Annotated in this window: 18 protein-coding genes; 12 read left to right on the forward strand and 6 right to left on the reverse strand. The window is 60.6% G+C overall.

Annotated elements, in window-relative coordinates:
* The first annotated feature begins 17 nt into the window (after window positions 1-17).
* Genes PSJE_RS03530 through PSJE_RS03540 form a run of 3 tightly spaced genes read left to right on the forward strand, consistent with a single transcriptional unit; the run spans window position 18 to window position 3,700 of the window.
* Window positions 18-1,031, forward strand: coding sequence for an iron ABC transporter substrate-binding protein (locus tag PSJE_RS03530; RefSeq protein ID WP_090455081.1), 1,014 nt, complete (start codon window positions 18-20; stop codon window positions 1,029-1,031).
* Window positions 1,032-1,034: 3 nt separating this feature from the next.
* Window positions 1,035-2,633 (forward strand): ABC transporter permease, encoded by a 1,599-nt coding sequence (locus PSJE_RS03535; protein ID WP_090455080.1) that lies wholly within the window; start codon window positions 1,035-1,037, stop codon window positions 2,631-2,633.
* The gene (locus PSJE_RS03540) at window positions 2,630-3,700 is read left to right on the forward strand and encodes an ABC transporter ATP-binding protein (protein WP_057714941.1); all 1,071 of its coding nucleotides are present in this window, start codon (window positions 2,630-2,632) and stop codon (window positions 3,698-3,700) included. The genes PSJE_RS03535 and PSJE_RS03540 overlap by 4 nt, the downstream gene beginning before the upstream one ends.
* 4 nt (window positions 3,701-3,704) lie before the next feature.
* Here PSJE_RS03540 and PSJE_RS03545 read toward each other — a convergent pair whose 3' ends face one another.
* Both PSJE_RS03545 and PSJE_RS31240 read right to left on the reverse strand, forming a co-directional pair.
* Window positions 3,705-4,643, reverse strand: a complete 939-nt coding sequence (locus PSJE_RS03545) for a site-specific integrase (protein WP_057714942.1) — start codon at window positions 4,641-4,643, stop codon at window positions 3,705-3,707.
* Window positions 4,644-4,711: 68 nt separating this feature from the next.
* Complete coding sequence (locus tag PSJE_RS31240; protein ID WP_159439182.1) at window positions 4,712-4,924, reverse strand: hypothetical protein; 213 nt, start codon at window positions 4,922-4,924, stop codon at window positions 4,712-4,714.
* A gap of 180 nt (window positions 4,925-5,104) precedes the next feature.
* Here PSJE_RS31240 and PSJE_RS03550 point away from each other — a divergent pair, with 180 nt between their 5' ends.
* The 5 genes from PSJE_RS03550 (at window position 5,105) to PSJE_RS03570 (ending at window position 10,842) form a co-directional block, all read left to right on the forward strand.
* The gene (locus PSJE_RS03550) at window positions 5,105-6,484 is read left to right on the forward strand and encodes a UDP-glucose dehydrogenase family protein (RefSeq protein ID WP_090455079.1); all 1,380 of its coding nucleotides are present in this window, start codon (window positions 5,105-5,107) and stop codon (window positions 6,482-6,484) included.
* A 182-nt stretch (window positions 6,485-6,666) separates the two neighbouring features.
* Window positions 6,667-7,878, forward strand: coding sequence for an MFS transporter (locus tag PSJE_RS03555; RefSeq protein ID WP_412071866.1), 1,212 nt, complete (start codon window positions 6,667-6,669; stop codon window positions 7,876-7,878).
* A gap of 158 nt (window positions 7,879-8,036) precedes the next feature.
* Window positions 8,037-8,744, forward strand: a complete 708-nt coding sequence (locus PSJE_RS03560; RefSeq protein WP_090455078.1) for an HPP family protein — start codon at window positions 8,037-8,039, stop codon at window positions 8,742-8,744.
* Between the two features lie 97 nt (window positions 8,745-8,841).
* A complete protein-coding gene (locus PSJE_RS03565) occupies window positions 8,842-10,314 on the forward strand; it encodes a nucleobase:cation symporter-2 family protein (RefSeq protein ID WP_090455077.1) in 1,473 nt (490 codons plus the stop codon).
* Window positions 10,315-10,371: 57 nt separating this feature from the next.
* The gene (locus tag PSJE_RS03570; RefSeq protein ID WP_057714946.1) at window positions 10,372-10,842 is read left to right on the forward strand and encodes an LEA/WHy family protein; all 471 of its coding nucleotides are present in this window, start codon (window positions 10,372-10,374) and stop codon (window positions 10,840-10,842) included.
* Between the two features lie 35 nt (window positions 10,843-10,877).
* Here PSJE_RS03570 and PSJE_RS03575 read toward each other — a convergent pair whose 3' ends face one another.
* Both PSJE_RS03575 and pssA read right to left on the reverse strand, forming a co-directional pair.
* Window positions 10,878-11,894 (reverse strand): AraC family transcriptional regulator, encoded by a 1,017-nt coding sequence (locus PSJE_RS03575; protein ID WP_090455076.1) that lies wholly within the window; start codon window positions 11,892-11,894, stop codon window positions 10,878-10,880.
* A gap of 183 nt (window positions 11,895-12,077) precedes the next feature.
* A complete protein-coding gene (gene pssA, locus PSJE_RS03580; RefSeq protein WP_090455075.1) occupies window positions 12,078-13,421 on the reverse strand; it encodes a CDP-diacylglycerol--serine O-phosphatidyltransferase in 1,344 nt (447 codons plus the stop codon).
* Window positions 13,422-13,638: 217 nt separating this feature from the next.
* On the opposite strand from pssA, the gene PSJE_RS03585 reads away from it, so the two are divergent.
* The 3 genes from PSJE_RS03585 (at window position 13,639) to PSJE_RS03595 (ending at window position 15,704) form a co-directional block, all read left to right on the forward strand.
* Window positions 13,639-14,202: a TetR/AcrR family transcriptional regulator gene (locus tag PSJE_RS03585; protein WP_090455074.1), complete on the forward strand. Its 564-nt coding sequence runs from the start codon at window positions 13,639-13,641 to the stop codon at window positions 14,200-14,202.
* A gap of 55 nt (window positions 14,203-14,257) precedes the next feature.
* Window positions 14,258-14,734, forward strand: a complete 477-nt coding sequence (locus tag PSJE_RS03590) for a nuclear transport factor 2 family protein (protein ID WP_020799197.1) — start codon at window positions 14,258-14,260, stop codon at window positions 14,732-14,734.
* Window positions 14,735-14,924: 190 nt separating this feature from the next.
* Window positions 14,925-15,704 (forward strand): TSUP family transporter, encoded by a 780-nt coding sequence (locus tag PSJE_RS03595; protein WP_057714950.1) that lies wholly within the window; start codon window positions 14,925-14,927, stop codon window positions 15,702-15,704.
* Here the strand turns inward: PSJE_RS03595 and nudC are convergent.
* Both nudC and PSJE_RS03605 read right to left on the reverse strand, forming a co-directional pair.
* Window positions 15,672-16,502: an NAD(+) diphosphatase gene (gene nudC / locus PSJE_RS03600; protein WP_057714951.1), complete on the reverse strand. Its 831-nt coding sequence runs from the start codon at window positions 16,500-16,502 to the stop codon at window positions 15,672-15,674. The genes PSJE_RS03595 and nudC overlap by 33 nt on opposite strands.
* Before the next feature lie 6 nt (window positions 16,503-16,508).
* The gene (locus PSJE_RS03605) at window positions 16,509-17,321 is read right to left on the reverse strand and encodes a crotonase/enoyl-CoA hydratase family protein (protein WP_057714952.1); all 813 of its coding nucleotides are present in this window, start codon (window positions 17,319-17,321) and stop codon (window positions 16,509-16,511) included.
* 559 nt (window positions 17,322-17,880) lie between these two features.
* Between PSJE_RS03605 and glgA the strand changes: the two genes are divergently transcribed.
* Window positions 17,881-19,464 (forward strand): glycogen synthase GlgA, encoded by a 1,584-nt coding sequence (gene glgA / locus PSJE_RS03610; protein ID WP_090455073.1) that lies wholly within the window; start codon window positions 17,881-17,883, stop codon window positions 19,462-19,464.
* Window positions 19,465-19,474: the final 10 nt, after the last annotated feature.

Consider the following 19,474-nt stretch of genomic DNA (forward strand, 5'->3'; position numbering starts at 1 on the left):
CAGGAGCAGCCCGCAGAATGATTCCAAAAATCCCTTCGTTCTTGAAAAAGGCCCTGCTGGCCACCGCTTTGCTGAGCGCTGGCCAGGCCTATGCAGCCGACTCCGTCGGCATCGTGGTGTACAACGCGCAACACGCAGGCCTGACCAAGGCCTGGGTCGAGGGCTTTACCCAGGAGACCGGTATTCCCGTCACCTTGCGCAACGGCGATGACACCGAAATGGGCAACCAGATCGTGCAGGAAGGCGCGGCTTCGCCGGCGGACGTATTCCTGACCGAGAACTCCCCGGCCATGGTCCTGGTCGACAACGCCGGGCTGTTTGCGCCTGTCGATAAGGCCTCGCTGGAGCAGATTGACTCCGCCTACCGTCCGGCCCACGGCAAATGGGTAGGCATCGCCGCGCGCTCCACGGTGTTCGTCTACAACCCGAGCAAACTGCCAGAAGCCGACCTGCCGAAATCGATCATGGACCTGGCTTCACCGAGCTGGAAGGGTCGCTGGGGTGCATCGCCCGGTGGTGCTGACTTCCAGGCCATCGTCGCTGCCATCCTCCAACAAAAGGGTGAAGCCGCCACGCTGGATTGGCTCAAGGCGATGAAAACCAACTATGCCAACTACCGTGGCAACAGCTCGGTACTCAAGGCCGTGAATGCCGGGCAGATCGACAGCGGCGTGATTTACCACTATTACAGCCTGGTGGATCAGTCCAAGACCGGCGAAAACAGCAAGAACACCGCCCTGCACTATTTCAGGCACAAAGACCCGGGCGCTTTTGTTAGCATCTCCGGCGGCGGCGTCCTCGCTTCCAGTAAACACCAGGACCAAGCCCAGGCGTTCCTCAAGTACATTACCGGCAAGGATGGCCAGGCTGTCCTGAAGAACGGCAAGTCGTTTGAATACGCCGTGGGCAAAGGCGCTGAATCCAACCCTAAACTGGTGCCTCTGAATCAACTCGATGCGCCGACTGTCGATGCGTCAAAACTCGACAGTAAAAAAGCCGTGGAGCTGATGACACAGGCCGGACTGCTCTAATTGATGCCAGAAACCCTGCCTGCGGAGGTCGCTGAGGCGACACCCGCACATTTGCGCCGACGCTCCCGCGGAGTCTTTGCGGGGCGGGGCGGTGTATGGGTGATCGGTTTGTCGGTGCTGGTTTCATTACTGGCACTGCTACCGATCGCCTACGTTATTGGTGTGTCCCTGCAGACCGGCTGGTCAACCGTTGTGACCCTGGTGTTCCGCCCTCGGGTCGGTGAACTGCTGGTCAACACCGTGCTGCTGGTGCTGCTGACGATTCCCTTGTGCGTCGCGCTGGGGGTGACGCTGGCGTGGCTCACGGAACGCACGAATCTGCCGGGGCGGCGCTGGTGGTCGTTGCTGGCCACCGCGCCGCTGGCAGTGCCTGCGTTCGTTCACAGCTACGCCTGGGTCAGCCTGGTGCCTCCGATTCACGGCTTGTTTGCCGGTGTCCTGGTCTCGGTCATCGCTTACTTCCCGTTCCTGTATTTGCCGGTAGCGGCCACTTTGCGCCGACTCGATCCGGCCATCGAAGACGTCGCCGAGTCCATGGGACTCAAACCCTGGAAAGTGTTTTTCCGCGTTGTGTTGCCGCAATTGCGCCTGGCGATCTGCGGCGGCGCCTTGCTGGTCGGCCTGCACCTGCTGGCCGAATATGGCCTGTACGCCATGATCCGCTTCGACACCTTTACCACCGCGATCTTCGATCAGTTCAAATCGACCTTCAACGGCGCAGCGGCGCACATGCTGGCCAGTGTGCTGGCGCTGTGTTGCCTGGCGATGTTGACGGCCGAATCCGCCGCCCGGGGTTCTGCGCGTTACGCCCGCGTCGGTTCGGGAAGCGCCCGGGAGCAACGGGTCGTACGCCTGAAACCGGTATCCACCCTGCTCTCGCTGACGCTGCAGATCATGACCTGCGCCCTGGCCCTTGGCGTGCCCTTGATCACCCTGGGCAAGTGGCTCATCGCCGGAGGCGTGGAAGTCTGGGACATGGCCGAATTGTTGCCCGCACTTGAGCAAACCCTGCTGCTGGGCATCGGGGGCGCGGCGCTGACCACCTGCGCGGCGATCCCGATTGCCTGGCTGTCGATCCGCTACCCCGGTCGACTGCAGCGGGTGCTGGAAAGCTGCAACTACATCACCAGTTCCTTGCCCGGCATTATCGTGGCGCTGGCACTGGTGACCGTCACGATCCACTTTGCCCGGCCGATATACCAGACCACCTTCACCGTGCTGCTGGCGTACCTGTTGATGTTCTTGCCCCGTGCCCTGGTGAGCCTGCGCGCGGGCATTGCCCAGGCCCCGGTGGAACTGGAAAACATTGCCCGCAGCCTTGGCCGCTCGCCAGCCCGGGCACTGTGGCTGATCACCTTGCGCCTGGCTGCCCCGGGGGCGGCCGCCGGCGCGGCGCTGGTGTTCCTGGCGATCACCAACGAATTGACCGCCACCCTGCTGCTGGCCCCGAACGGCACGCGCACCCTGGCGACCGGGTTCTGGGCCTTGACCAGCGAAATCGATTACGCAGCCGCCGCGCCCTACGCCTTATTGATGGTTGTGCTGTCGCTTCCGTTGACCGGACTTCTTTATCACCAATCGAAAAAAACGGCTGGCCGATGAACACTCTTGAATTGAATGCCCTCTACAAGTCCTATGGCGCCCATTGCGCCCTGGACAACGTCAGCCTCTCGGTGCCCAGCGGCAGTCGCACGGTCATCGTAGGCCCCTCCGGCTCGGGCAAGACCACGTTGCTGCGGATGATTGCCGGTTTCGAGTTCCCCGATTCCGGACGCCTGTCGCTCAATGGCCAGACCCTGGTCGACGGCACCCACGAAGTGCCGGCCCATCAACGCCTGATCGGCTACGTGCCACAGGACGGCGCACTGTTCCCGCACATGACCGTGGCAGCGAACATCGGCTTCGGCCTGGCGACCAAGGGCACTGAAAAACAGCAGCGCGTTGCCGAACTGATGGACAGCGTTGCGCTGGACGCGAAGATGGCCGAGCGCTGGCCCCATGAATTGTCCGGTGGCCAGCAACAGCGCGTGGCCCTGGCCCGAGCCTTGGCGCAACAGCCACGACTGATGCTGCTGGACGAGCCGTTCTCGGCGCTCGATACCGGATTGCGCGCCGCCATGCGCAAGATGGTTGCACGGCTGCTGGAGGACGCGGGCGTCACCACCATTCTGGTCACCCATGACCAGAGTGAAGCCCTGTCGTTCGCCGACCAGTTGGCGGTGATGCGTCATGGCCGACTGGTCCAGTCAGGGCATCCGCTGGACCTTTACCGCTATCCCGAAGACGAGCAAACCGCGCTGTTCCTGGGGGATGCCGTGGTGATGCCCGCACGCATCGAGGCCGGTTGGGCCCATTGCGACCTGGGCCGGATCCCCGTCAACAACCACCGCAACAACAGTTCGGCGCAGATCATGCTGCGCCCCGAACAACTGCAACTGGCCAGCATCCTCCCCAGCGACCCGGAAGCCAGCGGTTGCCGGGCCGTGGTCACCGATCGGGATTTCAGCGGCAACACCTGCACGCTGACGGTGGAACTGCAGCCATTGACCCGTAACGCGCAGTCGGGCCGATCACTGCTGGTGCGCAGTTCAGGCATGTATGCACCACCCGCCGGCAGCTCGGTTCAGGTCTCGACCATCGGCCATGCCCATGTACTGAGCGAGGTGTGATCGTTCACAGATCGAATCGATCCACCGCTCGACGCCGCTCGTTGTCATCGCGCACATCGTAGTTGGCCGTGGTTTGGATATTGCTGTGGTGCGCCAGCTTCTGCGCAATCGACAAGTCATGCTCTTCGATCACCCGGGTGATGAATGAACGCCGGAAGTCGTGGGGCATGATTTTCACCCCGACCTGCGCGCCCCGTTGCCGGGCGATGTAGTAAATCGCGTGTTTGGTGATGCGCTCCCGGGTGATGTGGCTGCCACGGCGGATGCGGTTGAACAGGAACGGGTCGTCCGACTCGCCGTCCTTGAGCATCGAACGGCGCAGCTCGAGCCAGGCTTCAAGCTTGGCGAAGGCCCAGGCCGGTGCGTACTTGATCAATTGCTTGTTGCCCTTGGCCGTCACCCGCAGGCTGCGCTCGGTGAAATCGACCTGGTTCAGCTCCAGGTTCACCGATTCGGATTTGCGCATCCCGGAACCGTACAAAATCCCGATGATCGCGGCATCCCGCAGGCCTTGCGGCCGCGGATCGGCAGCGCAGACCGCCATCAGTTCCTGGATCAGCGTACGCCTGAGATTGCGCCCCTGGGACAGCCGTGTACCGGCCATGCCCTTCACCGTACGCATCTTCAACAGATGCTCCTGAGAGATCAGGCTCATGCGCCACGCTTCGTTCATCACCCCGCGCACCGCGTTGACATAGAGCGAAGACGTGTTCGGCGCATAGCCGTCCGAACGCAAGGTGGCCACTAACGCAATGACGTCCTCTGGCTGCAGATTGTGCCAGGGAATTTCCTCGATATCGTGGTCTTCGAAGCCCAGGCGGTCGGCGGCATCCTGCAGCACATAACGCATGGTCAGTTGGCTGGACGGCGCCAGTCGCGCCAGATACAGGGTCAGTGGATTGGTGAGGGGTGTGCGTGAATCAGATACAGGTAAGTCAATCAAACGAAACGGCCTTGAATTAAAACAGTTAAGTGAAACAACTAATAAGTAAAAAAACAATGATGTAAAGGCTATTTACGTTTACAGCCCCAAGGCTGCCCAAGAGTCAGGCATTTCTCCCTTTTTCCCGGCACGGTATCGGCGACGAGGAAATCGCTGCCGTAGAGCATGCCGCTGTTCTTCAGGCCTTGCGCCCGTTGCAGTACTGGGCAGCGTCGACATTGTCCTGACGGTTGAAACGGCCGGATGTGGCTTTTTTCAACACGATAGACAAATTGAAACATGACCTTGCCTATCCTGACTCGGTTTTGATTATTCCTCAGGCGGCACCATGAGCCTGGTATTGCTACTGGTCGCCTGTCTGCTGACCTGTCTGGAAAAGCCTTGGCGTGGCATTGCTCTTCCTCGGCGTCATAACCATCAGTATCCCGACCTGCTCGTGCGCCTGAATCAAGGAGTGACCCATGAAAATCAGTGTATTCGGTAGCGGATATGTCGGCCTGGTGCAGGCAGCGGTATTGGCGGAAGTCGGCCACGACGTGGTCTGCATGGACGTTGACGAGAGTAAAGTCGAACTGCTCCAACAGGGCCACGTGAGCATATTCGAACCCGGGCTGGCCAGCCTGGTACGCGAAGGCCTTGACGCCAGGCGGTTGCAGTTCACCAGCGACGAAAAGTTCGCCGTCCAGCACGGGCAGGTGCTGTTCATCGCCGTTGGCACTCCGTCCCGGGACGACGGCTCGGCGGACTTGCGCTACGTGATGTCGGTGGGCGACGCCGTGGCCCGTCATCGCGAGCAACCGGCGATCCTGGTGGAGAAATCCACCGTCCCGGTCGGCACCGGCGATGCCTTGCGAGCACACATCGACAAATGCCTGATCAGCGTCGGGCGCGTATTGCAGTTCGATATTGTCTCCAATCCGGAATTCTTGAAAGAAGGTTCGGCCGTGGCCGACTGCCGACGCCCGGACCGTATCGTCATCGGCTGTGAACGCGAAGAAGTGCGTGAGGTGATGCGTGATCTGTACTCGCCCTTCAACCGCAACCATGAGCGCATCATGTTCATGGACCTGCGCAGCGCCGAGCTGACCAAGTACGCCGCCAACTGCATGCTGGCGACCAAGATCAGCTTCATCAACCAGATCGCAGAACTGGCCGAACACCTGGGTGCCGACATCGAATCGATACGCCTGGGCATCGGCGCCGACTCCCGCATCGGCTACCACTTCATCTACCCCGGTTGCGGCTACGGTGGCTCATGTTTCCCCAAGGACATGCGCGCCCTGATCCACAGCGCTGAACAGGCCCATTGCTCCAGTGACCTGCTGCAAGCGGTGGAAGCCATCAACGAGCGGCAGAAATACAAGCTGTTCGAGCGCATCAACGCGTTCTACAAGGGCGACTTGCGTGGCAGGACCTTTGCTGTGTGGGGCCTGGCATTCAAGCCAAACACCGACGACATGCGCGATGCGCCGAGCCGGGTGTTGCTCGAATCCTTGTGGGCCGCCGGAGCGCATGTCCGTGCGTTCGATCCGGAAGCCATGCAGGAAACCCAGAAGCTGTATCCCGATGAATCGAAGCTGATGCTCATGGGTACACCCGAGTCGGTCTTGTCCGGTGCCGATGCACTGATCATCTGCACCGAATGGCAACAGTTCAAGGCGCCGGACTTTCAGCTGATCCGGCAGCGGCTCAACGCACCGCTGATCTTCGACGGCCGCAACCTTTACGACACAGACCGTCTGGCACGCATCGGTTTCACCTACTTCCCGATCGGTCGGGGCGAGTCGAGCAAATTGCCGATTCCGTACCAGCAATGGTTTGCCGAGTCAGTGGTCGCCTGAACACCACGTTCCCTCACATCCGCCAACAGTCTCCCGCGCTGGGTCTGCACGGCCGTCGGTGCATTGCCGCCAGTGCTGGGCGGGCGGTTCGACAAGAATTATTTTGTACTGCGGCACCTCAAGCAAATCCCGTAGCAACGACCGCGTGTCTGACTGCTAGAGTAGCGCTCACGATCGGGCTGATGCCGGCCCGATCGAATAAGGATATTCGCGCCGTGACCAGCTACTCCCCCCTCATCCGCCGCCTGTTGATCTGTTCGCTGACCATCGTCGTCAGCCGCGCCATCACCAGCCCTTTGCTCACGCTGTTCGTCAGCGACAAGCTGGGCCTCAACCAGCAGGACGTTGGCTTGCTGCTCGGCATTGCGGTGTTCGTCGCCACCCTGCTCTCCCTGTATGGCGGCTACATCATCGATCGCTTCGAAAAGCGCCGGTTGCTGATTCTCTCGATGGCGTCCAGCGCTGTCGGCCTGGTGCTGCTGACCTTTGCTGAAAACCTCTACCTGACGACCATCACCCTGATCGTCACCGAAACCGCTTCATCGCTGTTCCTCATCGGTTCGAAAGCGATCCTCAGCGACAACCTCCCAGTGGGTCAACGCGCCAAGGCGTTTTCCCTGAGCTATACGCTGACCAACATTGGCTACGCTGTCGGGCCGATGCTCGGTGTGCTGATTGCCGGGGCCTTTGCCAGTGCCCCCTTCCTGATCGCTGCGGCCATCGCTTTTTTCAGTATTTTCCTGATGACCGGGATCGCGAAGGACCCGGCGCGCTCGCCTGTCGGCGGCCAGGGGCAGAGTTTCCTCAAAACCCTGATCACCCTGAAAAACGACCGCACCCTGATCCTGTTCACCGCCGGCTGCCTGCTCAGCACCGTGGTGCACGGGCGATTTACCTTTTACCTGTCGCAGTACCTGCTGGTGACCAGCAATCCCCAACACACCATGGAAATCATGGCCGCCCTGCTCGCCTGCAACGCCATCTGTGTGATCTTGCTGCAATACCAGATCGGGCGTTTTCTCAAGCGCGAGCAACTGCGCCAATGGATCGTGGCCGGCACCGGCCTGTTCATCCTCGGGCTGATCGGTTTCAGCCTGGCGGACAGCCTGGTGAGCTGGTGCGTGGCGATGTTCATCTTCACCCTCGGTGAAATCATCATTTACCCGGCCGAGTTTCTCTTCGTCGACACCCTGGCGCCGGAAGAACTGCGGGGCAGCTACTACGGCGCGCAAAACCTTGCTGCCCTTGGCGGTGCGTTGAGCCCGGTGATTTGCGGCTTCATGCTGATGCACACCCCGGCGCCGACGATGTTTTATGCCTTGAGTGCACTCGCGGCCCTGGGTGGTTTGCTGTGCTACACAAGCGGTCGACGGAGCAAATTACAGCAAAATTAATGCACTGAAAGCTCATTAATATGAATTTGTCAGTAGCAGGATTGGACGGCACACTGTGCGCGTTCCTCCCCCAACAGTTGGAACAACTTCAAGGGCTTTCTGGGTTCCCCAGCCAAGCCCTTTTTTTTGCCTGGATTTTCTGCCGGAGTCTTTTCGAAATGCTTGCTCGCTGGTTGCCCGCCGCCATCAACACCCGCCCCACCGAATGGAGCCGCGCCGCCATCGGCATGGCCATGGGGACACTGATGAGCGTGTGGCTCTGTAGCCAGGTGTTCGGCATTGAGGTGGCCCAGCACCTGATCGGCCCGCTGGGGGCGTCGGCGGTGCTGTTGTTTGCCGTGTCTTCGGGCGCGCTCGCCCAGCCCTGGTCGATTCTCGGTGGTTACTTGAGCGCCGGTGTGATTGCCCTGCTGGTGGCCCATGTGTTGGGCCGGACCCTGGGTAGCGCTTGCCTGGCGGCGGGCATGGCGTTGATCCTGATGTGCTGGCTGCGGTGCCTGCATCCACCGGCCGGTGCGTTGGCCCTGACCCTGGTGCTGGCCGATCCGGCAACCATTGCCATGGACTGGAAAGCCATTGGACCGGTGATGCTCAGCGCGGCGACGATGCTGCTGTGCGCCCTGGCCTACAACAACCTGACCCGCGTTCGTTACCCCAAGAGCGCCAGCGAGCCCGCGGCCAGGATTCCTGCCGATCACCCGCCGGTCGACCGTCAGGCCATCACCGCCGAAGACCTGAAACTGGCGTTGGCCGACATGGAAGCGTTCTATGACGTGACCCCCGAAGACCTCGAACAGTTGATCCAGGCCAGCGAACTGCACGCCAAACGCCGCAGCGTTGGCGAAGTGCTCGCCCCACGACTGTAAGTCGCTGTTCTGGAGGTTCTTTTGCCGTGGCCGGGCGGTTCTGGCATCCTGCGCCTCCATTTTCTGACCCGGCCCGCCTTCTGGCACGCAAACCACCATGACCGCCTCCGAAAAAGCCCCCGCTCCACGCCACAGCGACCTGATCTACGGCCTCGATGACCGCCCGCATCTGACCGCCACCGTCTTCGCCGCCCTGCAACACGTGCTGGCAAGTTTCGTCGGCATCATCACCCCGACGCTGATCATGGGCAGCGCCCTGGGCCTGCAAAGTGAAATTCCTTACTTGATCAGCATGGCGCTGTTCGTTTCCGGCCTGGGCACCTTCGTGCAGGCGCGGCGCTTCGGCCCGGTGGGCTCTGGCCTGTTGTGCCTGCAAGGCACCAGTTTCTCGTTCATCAGTGTGATTCTCAGCGCCGGCCTCATGGTCAAGGCTCGTGGTGGCGGTACCGATGAGATTCTCTCGACCATTTTCGGCGTGTGCTTTTTTGCCGCGTTCATCGAGGTGGTGTTGAGCCAGTTCATTGGCAAATTGCGCATGCTGATCACCCCGGTGGTGACCGGCACCATCATCACGCTGATGGGCTTGTCGCTGATCAAGGTGGCGATGACCGACATCGCCGGCGGCTTCGGCGCCCCGGACCTGGGGGCGGCCAGTCACCTGGCCCTGGCGGCGCTGGTGCTGGGAACCATCGTAGTGTTGAACCGGGTGGATGTGCCGTTTCTGCGCCTGGGGGCGATTGTCATCGGCCTGACCCTGGGCTACGGGGTGGCATGGCTCATGGGCCAGGTGGATTTCAACAGCCTGCCCGAAGTGCCGCTGATGAGCGTACCGGTGCCGTTCAAGTACGGGTTCTCCTTCGATTGGGTGGCGTTCATTCCGGTGGCGGTGATTTTCCTCGTGTCGCCGCTGGAGGCCGCCGGTGACCTTACGGCCAACTCGATGATCTCCCGGCAACCGGTCAAAGGCCCGGTGTACATTCGCCGGATCAAGTCCGGCCTGCTCGCCGATGGCCTCAACTCGGCCATGGCCGCGGTGTTCAACAGCATGCCGATGGTGACCTTCGCCCAGAACAACGGAGTGATCCAGCTCACCGGCGTGGCCAGCCGCTACGTGGCGTTTTTCATTGCCGGATTGCTGGTGGTGCTTGGCCTGTTCCCGATGATCGGCGCGGTACTGCAACTGATGCCGAAACCGGTGCTCGGTGGCGCGGAACTGGTGATGTTCGGCACCGTCGCCGTGGCCGGGATCAAGATTCTCGCCGAGGCCGGCCTGCATCGGCGCAACATGCTGATCGTGGCGATTTCCATCGGCATGGGCCTGGGCGTGGCCGCCGTGCCGGAAGTCTTGCGTGAACTGCCCAAGGCCCTGCACAACATTTTCGAATCGCCCATCACCGTCGGCGCGCTGTGCGCTATCGTTCTTAATATCTTCCTGCCCGAGGAGTTCATCGAGCTGGAGGAGGACGAATTCGATCCGGAAGCCTCCGTGCTTCAGGTGATGCAGAACCCCGATGTGACCGCCAGGGATGAACCCGCAAAGGCTGCGGTGGTTGCACAGTCGAACCACTAGTCGGGCTCAAGGGCTGAGCCGCTGGCGGTTCAGCCTTTTTCAGATGAGAACACGTCCATGCGCAGCCTCCACGCGGTCCTGATTTCCCTCCTGCTCTGCCTGAGCGCCTGTTCCTCGCTGCCCAATCGAGACCCGTTGAAAATCAACGTCGTGGATGTCGAACCCCTGCAAGGCGAAGGCATGGAAGTGCGCTTTGCCGTGAGAATCCGCGTGCAGAACCCCAATGACTACACCCTCACCTACAGCGGCGTTGCCTTGGACCTGGACATCAACGGCCAGCCCTTCGCCTCTGGCGTCACCGATGAGAGGGGTACGATCGGGCGCTTTTCCGACACCATCGTCAGCGTACCGGTCAGCGTTTCGGCGTTTTCGATGATCCGCCAGACCTATGGCATCAGCCAGATGGAAACCCTCAACAACATGCCTTATGTCCTGCGCGGCAAGCTCTCGGGTGGGGTGTTCAACACGAAGCGTTTCGTGGACAGTGGCACGCTCAATCTGCCTGGACCGACCACTGGCAGCCGTTAAACGCCTTGGATGAATTGGCTGTTGCGCCGCTGAATTCACTCGGTGTCATTGAGAATCAGGCTGCGGTAATGCCCCGGATTTGACCCCGACCATTTGCGAAACGCCTTGTAGAACGAACTGACGTCAGCGAACCCGAGCCGCGTGGCGATTTCGCTGAAGCTGATCGTGGGTTCCGCCAGCCAGACAATCGCCAACTCCTTGCGTACGCCGTCCTTGAGGCCTTGGTAGGTTTGCCCTTCTTCGGCCAGTCGGCGGCGCAAGGTTGAAGCCGACATGCACAGGCGTTGCGCCAGGGCTTCGGTTTCCGGCCAGTGTTCGGCCGGCAGGTGGCGCAGGTCGTGTTTGATGCGGCTGGCCAGGCTCTGCGGATCGCGGTACTTCACCAGAATGTTCGCCGGCGCACGGGCCAGGAATCGCTCGAGTTCTTCAGGGCTGCGCTTGATGGGCAGGTCCAGGCAATCGGCGGAGAAAATCATCCGGGTGCGTGGGCGGTCGAAGCGCAGGTTCTCGGAAAACATCACCTGATAGTCATCGCAAAAATCCGGCCTGGAACAGCGCAGCTCGATGGCAAGGATCGGAATCCGCCGTCCTGCCAGCCAGCAGGCAACGCCGTGCACGATCATCCAGTAAGTGAAATAAGTGAAGGCCCGGCGCGGGTCCTTGTCATCCTCCAGCAGGACGATTTCCGCCAGGCTTTGCTGACGCACCAACTGCGCCGGCAAGTACTCGAGGATCAACGACAGAAACGCCAGGCCGCTGGCCACTCCCGCCGCCACGTTGGGCTGGAGCATGGCGCTGCGGCACAGGAACGCAAAGCTGCCGGACTTGAGTTTGCGTGGGTCCATGCCAAAGAACTCATCATCCCCGCGCCGTGCCAGCAACCGCCACAGGCGCGCATAAGCCGTGGCCGGAACGCGGGCGTCGGTGCTGCCCAACAATTGCGGGTCGATGCCGACCTTGATCAACACCTCATCCGTGGCGATTCCTGGCGCGCAGCTTTGCAACAGCGCTTCACGCACCAGTTGAATGGAGATGGTGTCTTTTTCCGACATGGATCGCGGCAAGCCCTGTTCTTGTTTGAGTGGGGGGCATCTTAGCTGAAACAGTATCCCTGTTGATTGATCCACCGCTATCGCGAGCAAGCTCGCTCCCACACTGGATCTGCGTTGTTCACAAATGCTGTGAACACCCGTATTCCTGTGGGAGCGAGCTTGCTCGCGATGGCTTTTCTGAATTCACAGAATGCGGTAGAGCAACCGTTCGATCCGCACACGACTCACGCGCTTGAGGAACTTGGCTACGCCCGCCGGGTATTCGGCCAGGGTTTCCAGGTTCTGGAAGTGCTCGATTCGCCGGGTGTGCTGGAAGATCTCCGCCAGCTCTTTGCCACGCGGTTCCAGCAGTTCGCCATGGGGATCATCGAGCAACAAGGCGTTTTCCAGATCGAGTCGAAACGCCCGCGGGTTGAGGTTGTTACCGGTCAGCAAGGTATAGCGCCGGTCGATCCACATGCCCTTGAGGTGGTAGGTGTTGTCACCGTCACGCCACAGGTGCAGGTTCAACTGCCCGCTGTCGATGTTGCGCTGATGACGTTTGGCAAACCGGCGCAAGCTGATTTCGTACAGGTACGGCAGCGCCGAAATGACCCGGAACGGTTCGCTCGGCGGAATGTAGAAGTCGTTGGCCGTCTTGTCGCCGACCACGATGTCGATCTTCACCCCGCGGGCCAGCGCGCGGTTGATCTCGCGGATGATCGCCAGCGGCAGGTTGAAGTACGGTGTGCAAATGGTCAGTTGCTGCTGGGCGCTGGCGATCAGTTCGCAGATCACCCGGTTCAGCGGATTGTTCTTGCCGACGCCGAGCAGCGGGCTGACGGACAAACCGGTCCTGTCGGTGGTGCCCTGCGTGGTGTCGTACGCCGCGTGCTTGAGGCGGCTGCGCAGGTCACCGATGTCATTGCGCAGGCTGCGGGTGGTCGGCAGGTTTGGCAGGTCGAGGCGGTGCACCGCTTTGGAAGCCACCAGGCCGTGCTGCACCAGGTGCTGCATCGAATCGGCCAGTTCACGATTGTGCAGCAGGTGATAGCGGTCGTAGCGGTACTTGTCGAACTTGTGCAGATACACGTTGTTCAGGCTCGCACCGCTGTAGATCACGCAGTCATCGATCACGAAGCCTTTAAGGTGCAACACACCGAACAGTTCGCGGGTTTGTACCGGGACGCCGTAGATCGGCACTTCGCTGGCATGGGTGCGGGTCATTTCCTGATACCAGGCGGAGTTGCCCGGTTGCTTGCCGGCACCGATCAGGCCGCGCTGGGCGCGCAGCCAGTCGACGACCACCACCACGTCCAGTTCCGGACGCGCCAGTTTGGCGGCGTGCAAGGCATCGAGAATTTCCTGGCCGGCTTCATCCTGTTGCAGGTACAGCGCAACGATGTAGATGCGCCGGGTCGCGCTGGCGATTTTCTCCAGCAGGCAACGACGGAATTCGGCAGCGCCGCAAAGGACGCCAACGGCATCGGCCGTCAGCGGAAAACTGCGCAACTTGGGCAGCAGGGAGCGTTTGAAAAGCGACGGCATAGGGCTCGCAATGGGTCGAATCCGAAGAACCAGAGAGCTTACACCATCGATGGGTTCGGGTCTTGTTACTGTCTGTAATGACGCCATCGCGAGCAAGCTCGCTCCCACGGAAAAGCGCGCGTCAAAGTGTGGGAGCGGGCTTGCTCGCGAAGACCATTTGTCAAACGCCACAAAAAACCGATTGACCAAGGAGAACGATCGTTCTACTGTTTGCAGCATGAACGAAATCACTAGCAACGACACACGCGACATCATTCTGGATGTCACCGAAAAGTTGATCTACAAAAGCGGCATAGCCGCCACTGGCATGGATCTTCTGGTGAAAACCGCCGGCGTCTCCAGAAAAAGCATCTACCGCTACTTCGCCAACAAGGACGAACTGGTGGTGGCCGCCCTGCAACGCCGGGACCAGCGCTGGATGCACTGGTACAGAGGCGCAGTCGGCCAGGCACAAACCCCGGCCGAGCGACTGCTCAACCTGTTTACCGTACTCAAATCGTGGTTCGCCTCCGACGGTTTCCGCGGCTGCGCGTTCATCAACACCAGTGGCGAAACCGGCGACCCGCAAGACCCGGTGCGCCTGCTCGCCAAAGAGCATAAACAGAAGCTGCTCGACTACGTGTGCGAGCTGTGTACCGAACATGGCGCCGAGGATCCGCAGTTGCTGGCCAAACAGCTGCTGATCCTGATCGACGGTGCCATTACCGTGGCGCTTGTCATGGGTGATCACAGTGCCGCCGATAATGCGCAATGCATGGCGCGAAAGTTATTGGACCTGTAGCAACCTGATCAAGCTCGACTGTTGTTTTAACTTTAACTTGATACGGAGACTTTAAATGTCTAATGCCGAAGTTCGTCCGCCATTACCCCCTTTCACCCGTGAATCGGCCATTGAAAAAGTTCGCCTGGCCGAAGACGGCTGGAACTCCCGGGACCCGGAGCGGGTGTCCCTGGCCTATACCCTGGACACTAAGTGGCGCAATCGCGCCGAGTTCGCCTATAACCGCGAAGAAGCCAAAGGCTTCCTGACCCGCAAGTGGGCCAAGGAGCTTGATTATCGGTTGATCAAGGAGCTGTGGGCGTTCACCGACAACCGAATTGCCGTGCGTTATGCCTATGAATGGCATGACGACTCGGGCAACTGGTTCCGCTCCTACGGCAACGAAAACTGGGAGTTCAACGAGGACGGCCTGATGGCCCGCCGCTTCGCCTGCATCAACGACATGCCGATCAAGGAAAGCGAGCGCAAGTTCCACTGGCCGCTGGGGCGTCGACCTGACGATCATCCGAGTTTGTCGGATCTGGGCTTGTAATTCAGCTTCACGCTAAACCCTGTGGGAGCGAGCTTGCTCGCGATAGCGGTTGTACATTCAACAGATCTGTTGCCTGTCACACCGCCATCGCGAGCAAGCTCGCTCCCACATTGGTTTTGTGTTGTACAGATGAGTAAGATGCTGCCCTTCCCCGCAGCCTCTTTCTGCACCCGCCGAATAAGCCGATCCCATGCCTTTCGAACTCAGCGTTGACCTCTCCACCCTGGCCATCCTGGCCTTAGTCGCTTTTGTTGCCGGTTTCATCGACGCCATTGCCGGTGGCGGTGGGCTGTTGACCACCCCGGCCTTGTTGACCGCCGGCCTGCCGCCGCATCTGGTGCTGGGCACCAACAAACTCAGCTCGACCTTCGGCTCGGCCATCGCCAGCTTCACCTTCTACCGCCGCAAGCTGTTCCACCCCGCGCAATGGATTCATGCCATCGTCGGCACCCTGGTCGGTGCGCTGACCGGTGCCGTGGTCGCGCATTACCTGCCGGCGGAATGGCTGAACAAGATGCTGCCGGTGATCGTCTTCGCTTGCGGTGTCTATCTATTGTTTGGCGGCACGCCAAAAGCGCCACTGGACAGCGAGGCACCGATCAAGAAAAAGTGGCAGTCGACCCAAGGCTTCAGCCTCGGCTTCTATGACGGTGTGGCGGGTCCCGGCACGGGCGCGTTCTGGACCGTGAGCAGCCTGCTGCTCTACCCCATCGATCTGGTGAAAGCCAGCGGTGTGGCACGCAGCATGAACTTCGTCAGCAACGCGGCGGCGCTGTCGATCTTCATCTTTTCCGGTCAGGTGGACTGGATCATCGGCCTGTGCATGGGCTTGTCGTTGATGGTCGGCGCCTTCTTCGGCGCCCGCACCGCCATCAGCGGCGGCGCGAAATTCATTCGTCCGGTGTTCATCACCGTGGTGCTGGGCCTGACCGTGCGCCTAGCCTGGCAGCACTGGTTCAGCGTGGCCTAAGCGCCGCGCCACGTAGACGTCGATCAGGTAACGGGCAATCGAGCGTGACGCCGGCAACGGCGGCAGCTCGTGCACGTTGAACCACTGGGCGTCCTCGATCTCGTCTTCCTGACAGACGATCTCGCCACCGGCATATTCGGCGTGAAAGCCGAGCATCATCGAGTGCGGGAACGGCCAGCACTGGCTGCCCATGTACTGGATGTTCCTGACCTCGATGCTCACCTCTTCGCGAACTTCGCGAATCAGGCAGTCCTCGGCCGATTCGCCCGGCTCGGCAAACCCGGCCAGGGTGCTGTAGACACCGCTGACAAAACGCGGTGAGCGCGCCAACAGCACTTCATCGCCTCGGGTCACCAGTACGATCATGCTCGGCGAAATCCGTGGGTAGCTGCGCAGATCGCACGGCTGACAATACATCGCCCGCTCGCGTGGCACCTGGGTCATGGCCTGACCGCAGTTACCGCAATAGCGGTGTTCACGGGCCCAGGTGCCGATCTGTGCGGCGTAACCGAGCACCTTGTAGAGCGTGTGATCGCCTTCGAGCATGAACGCCCGCAGGCCTTTCCAGTTGCAACCCGACACTTCGCTGTGACTGCGCAACTCCAGCAGATAGACCGGCTCGCCATCGAGATGACCGATGCCATGCTCGGCAAGAATCGACAGGTCCTGGCGCTTGAGCCATTCGCGAGCGAACAGTGCGCCGTTGTCATCGAACAGAAAGCCTTCGGGGCTGCGCGCGATGGCCCAGCCGCCGGGTTGATCGGTGTCCAGTACTGCGGTGGTCCAGCGAGGAATCATGGTTAATCAATCCAGAAATTCGGGTTTCTGTTTGCTCATATGGGCGGCCATGGCCACGCGCAGATCGGTGGATTGCAGCATGGCGGCGTTCCAGGTGGCGATGTATTCGAGGCCGTCATCGATGCGATGGTCGCGCATGTAGCTGATCATTTCCTTGGTGCCGGTGACGGCGATCGGCGACTTGCTGGCGATTGCGTAGGCAATGCCCATGACGCCGTCGAGCAGGCTGGCGTTGTCGCTGTAGACGCGATTGACCAAGCCCATGCCTCGCGCTTCGTCGGCGCCGAAGGTGCGACCAGTGTAAGCCAGTTCGCGCAGCATGCCGTCACCGATGATCCGCGGCAAGCGTTGCAGCGTGCCAACGTCGGCGGCCATGCCGATGTCGATTTCCTTGATCGAAAACTGTGCGTCCTCGGCGGCATATCGCATGTCGCAGGCGGCAATCAGGTCGATGGCGCCCCCCAGGCAGTAACCCTGAATGGCCGCAAGCACCGGTTTGCGGCAGTTATCGACTGCATTGAAGGACGCTTGCAGGGTGAGGATCTTGCGCCGCAACAGGCGCGCATTGCGTCCGACGTCCTTGCCCAGCTCATTGGCCACACCGGCCAGCATCATCAGGTCGATCCCCGAGGAGAAATGCTTGCCTGCCCCGCTGAGAACCACCACGCGCACTTCATCGGTGTCGTCGATCCACTGGAAGATCTCGACGATCTCGCTCCAGAACGCCGCGTTCATCGAGTTGATCTTCTCCGGTCGGTTGATCTGTACGTGGGCGATTTTATCGACCAGCTCGACGTTGAACGCGCTGTATTGAGACATGCCAATGATCCTTTTGCGGGCAAAAATGAGGCCCGAACTATAACAAGGCATCAAGGTGGGCAGTAAGGCAGCGGTTCGGCCAAATGCGGGACTCAAACCGGCGCACCAGAACAGTGCGCTCCTGATAAATCACGTCGCACATTTATGTGACTGCCCAGTGACTTTTCGATGCCAAAACGCAAAAAAACCTGCACTTCGTCGGGGCGTTTGCACCTCTATCAGGCACGTCCGTACCGCTACAAACCGATTGTCGAACAATTTTGCCATCTGGCCTTTACCGCTCTAAGTTCTGGCCTAGACTCATTTTCTTGAGGCGAAACCGGTCGGTCACAAAGTGGAAAAATAGTCGAAACTTTTTCCAATCCCGATCGGTCCTCTGACAAGAAGGTGCGTTGCGACTGGTGCAATCCTTGCAATGGCTCATTCACCCCTTTTGCTTCGACGCATTGGGCAGCGCTTGCTCACTGATGCGTAGCGCGATTGCGCCCGGCCACAGCAATTGGCCATGAAACACCGTTTGCCAGACCTAAGAATTAGATCAACAACACGGGAGATTCATATGATCAGTACGGCTTTGGAAATACAGGGAGAGCGTGCTCATCAGGTCGGCGAATCGAGCGCCGTAACTGCCGCAAACACCCAACCCGTCGGCGTTCCTGGCACCAGGACGCTGACTCCGGCAGCCAACCAGAATCCGAACCGTAAAAAAGTGTTGTTCGTCACTTCGGAAATTGCCGACCTGGTGAAGACCGGTGGCCTGGGCGACGTTTCTGCAGCGCTGCCACGGGCCATGGCCCATCTGCACGATGTGCGGGTACTGATCCCGGGTTACCCGCAGGTGCTGAACAGCGAAAATCCGATCCATATCATTGGCGAGCTTGGCGGTCATGCTGCGCTGCCACCGTGCAAGATCGGGCGCATGGACATGCCCGACGGTCTGGTCATTTACGTACTGATCTGCCCCGAACTCTACGAGCGCGAAGGTTCGCCCTATGGCGCCAACAACGGCCGCGACTGGCCGGACAACCATATCCGTTTCGCCCGTCTGGGCCTGGCGGCGGCCGATATTGCCGCCAACCTCGCGCAGATCCATTGGTGCCCGGATCTGGTGCACGCCCACGACTGGCCGGCCGGCCTGGCCCCGGCCTACATGCACTGGCGTGGGCAGCGTACGCCGACGCTGTTCACCATTCACAACCTGGCCTATCAAGGCGTGACCAGCCTGGGCTCGTGCCCCGAACTGGGCATTCCCCATCACGCGCTGCAACAGGAAGGCATGGAATTCTACGGCAAGATGTCGTTCCTCAAGGCCGGCATGGCCTATTCGAGCCACATCACCACCGTCAGCGCGACCTACGCCCAGGAAATCACCACCCCGGATTTCGGCTGCGGCCTGGACGGTTTCCTCGCCGCCAAGACCCAGCAAGGCCTGCTCAGCGGGATTCCCAACGGCATCGATGAAAGCTGGGATGCGGCGACCGATCCGCACCTGTTCTGCCCGTTCAACATCGGCGACTGGGATGGCAAGGCCGTGAACGCCGCCCATGTCCGCGAACTGTTCGGTCTGGAAGATTCCCAAGGGCCGCTGTTCGCCGTGGTTTCGCGCCTGGTCTACCAGAAAGGCCTGGACCTGACCGAAGCGGTGTCCGAGTACATCGTCAAGTCCGGCGGCCAGATCGCGATCATCGGCCGTGGCGAGCCGGAAGAAGAACAGTCGATGCGCCAGCTTGCCCTGCGTTTCCCCGGGCAGATCGGCGTGCGCATCGGCTTCAACGAAACCGACGCCCGGCGCATGTTCGCCGGCAGCGACTTCCTGCTGATGCCTTCGCGTTACGAGCCATGCGGCCTAAGCCAGATGTACGCCCAGCGCTTCGGTTCGTTGCCGGTGGCGCGCAACACCGGTGGCCTGGCCGACACCATCGAAAACGGCGTGACCGGTTTCCTGTTCGATGAATCCACGGTGCAGAGCTACCAGGAAGCCCTGAGCCGCGCGTTCAAGGTGTTCGCCTTTCCCGACCTGCTGCACGCCATGCGCTGCCGGGCCATGGCGGCGCCGTTCAACTGGTGCAAGGCGGTCGAACCCTACGCCGAGCTCTACGAACAGCTTGTGGCCAAGGCATTGGGGAAATCGCACAAACAGTAAGAGGCTTTCA

Origin of the sequence: Pseudomonas jessenii, from assembly GCF_002236115.1 — a bacterium.
GTDB classification, from domain to species: domain Bacteria; phylum Pseudomonadota; class Gammaproteobacteria; order Pseudomonadales; family Pseudomonadaceae; genus Aquipseudomonas; species Aquipseudomonas jessenii.